The sequence below is a fragment of the Brevundimonas sp. EAKA genome (genome assembly GCF_000698025.1).
Taxonomy (GTDB): Bacteria; Pseudomonadota; Alphaproteobacteria; order Caulobacterales; family Caulobacteraceae; genus Brevundimonas; species Brevundimonas mediterranea_A.
On record NZ_JMQR01000227.1, the window covers coordinates 1 to 2245 of the forward strand.

At 72.8% G+C, this 2245-nt stretch carries 1 protein-coding gene; it reads right to left on the bottom strand.

The features are described from left to right. Positions 1-74: 74 nt before the first annotated feature. The coding region (locus tag ER13_RS17075; RefSeq protein ID WP_368664393.1) for a ParB/RepB/Spo0J family partition protein at positions 75-2245 on the bottom strand (2171 nt) is incomplete at its 5' end.

A 2245-nucleotide genomic window follows, 5' to 3' on the forward strand; every position in this document is an offset into this window, starting at 1 on the left:
AGCGTGGCCACCGGGCTACCGGGCACGACAGGACCGCCGCGCCTCTCGGCGCGACGGTCGCGCCTGGTCAGTCGTCACTCAGCGGCGCGGACCAGCGCGTACACACCGGCGGTGGTGACCTCGAAGGCCCCGGCGCCATCGCCCACGTCTCCGGCGCCCGATGCGTCAGCGTCAGCGTCAGCGTCGGTGTCTTCCGCTTCAACCGGCCGGCCGGCCGTACCAAGGTCGTCGGCCGCGGCCCTGTCTTCGGCCGACGCCACATCGGCGTCCGTCTCCCCTTCGTCGGGGTCGGGCGCGACGGTCCAGGACAGGCCGGCGGGCGCCCAGCGACGCGCGGCGGCTTGCTCGGCCACCAGCGCGACCAGTTCGGGCTTCTTCAGAGTGGCAGCCCGGACATCCGCCTGGTCCATGGCCTCGAGCATGCCCAGCAGGAGCGGCTTGGAGTGCGCGGTCAGGAACGGCGTGTCGGGCGTCCAGTGCCGGGTCAGGTCGGCGTCGGCGAGCGCGGCCAGTTCGGCTGCCTCGGCCCGGGCCGGACGGCGGATCAGGCTGGTCCGCTCCTCCCGCAGGTCCAGGGTGAGCGCTGTCAGCTCGGCGAGGAAGGTCGCCCGGTCGGCGTCATCCAGGCCATGGACCCAGCCGATCATCGTCAGTCCCGACGCCTCCCAGGCGGCGCGGCGGTCGTCGAGCCGCTGGCGCACCACGCCGTCGAGCGTCTCGATCACCCGTCCGCCGACGGGATTGAAGGCTTGGGCCGCGATCCCGAGCGCGGACTCGCCGCGCGGGCGATGCGCCCGGCTGACGATCTGGCTGAACAGCCGGGCGATCAGGGCGGTCATCGCCGTCTTCGGATCGTCCGCCAGGGCGCGGATCAGACCGCGCGTGGCGACCTCGGTCCGCAGGGCGTGAAGGGCGTGGCCCACCCCCTCGACCTCCGGCTCGGGCGCGCCGGCCTGTGGCGGCGAGAAGGGCGCGGCCGAAGGATCGGCCTCCCGCTCGTCATTTGCCTGAGGATCCGGATCTTCGACGATGTCCGCCTCGACGGGCGTCCAGGAGCGGACGTTGATCCCGGTCCGCCGGTCGGGCCTGAGCACCAGGAGGGTGACGACCCGTCCGCCCAGCGCGATCTGATCCATGGCCAGCCTGGCCCGGATCATGTCGACCAGAACGGCGTCCACCGGGGCCGGCTCGGTCGTCCCCGCCATGACCTCGGCGGCGGCCTCTGACGCCACTTCATGACGGGACCGGGCTTCGCGATACGCGGCCATCTCGGCCGCTGGAAGCATGCCGCCATAGACATAGCCCGGGGTTTCCAGGTCGTCGGGCAGATCGGGTTCGGCCCCGGCGGTGACATGCACCGTCAGTCCCTCGGCCTCGAAGACCAGGGCGATCTCCCGGGCGCGCGTCATCCACGCCTCGGTCAGGAGGGCCGGATCGAGCAGCACCGGAGCCCGTTCGCCGAACAGGTCGGCTTCGGTGCGGCCGCCCGCGGCCGCGTAGCGCTCGGGACCGACCAGGGTGCAGCGGGCGTCCCCGGCATTCACCTCGCTGACGTCCAGCCGTTCGTTGACCCGCCAGTCCTGGAAGCCATGGCCGTCGAGCGCCATGCGGGCCAGCTCGACCTGCTCGTCGCGCTCCGGAAGCCGCGCCAGCAGCTTCGCCTGCTTGAGGGTGAGCCGGCCCGCCTTCATGGCGTCCAGCGCGACCTCCGGCAGGGCCGAAAGGGCCGCCAGCCGCTTGACCTCGATCTCGGCATAGCCGAGCGCCCGGGCGATGGCGGGAACCTCCAGCTTCGACGCCAGCATGCGGCCGATGGCGGCGATGACGTCGGCGACATGGACCGGCACGGCGGTGTTGGTGAGGACGACGGCCGCGGCCTGACGCGCCGGGTCGGTCTCGAGGAAGACATCGACCAGGAAGCCGTCGTCGATCCGGCCCTGCGTGACGAGATGCTGCAGCGCCAGGAGCCGACGACGCCCGTCGAGCGCCATATGCGCCTTTTCCTTCCGCCGGCCGGGGCGCACCGTCAGGGGCTGCAATTGGCCGGCCGCGACCAGGGTGTCGGCGAGCAGTGGGATGTCGTCGTCGGGCGGCTCGCCCGCGCGCAGGTTTTCGGGGGCGACGCCGAGATCGCGCAGGGCGACGGACTGGCGCACGCGTGCGGCTGTGATCTCGAACGGGGTGGGGCCGGCGGCCTCTGGCGCGCCCTTGAGAGCGCGGGCGGATGACGAACGGGGCATGGGGG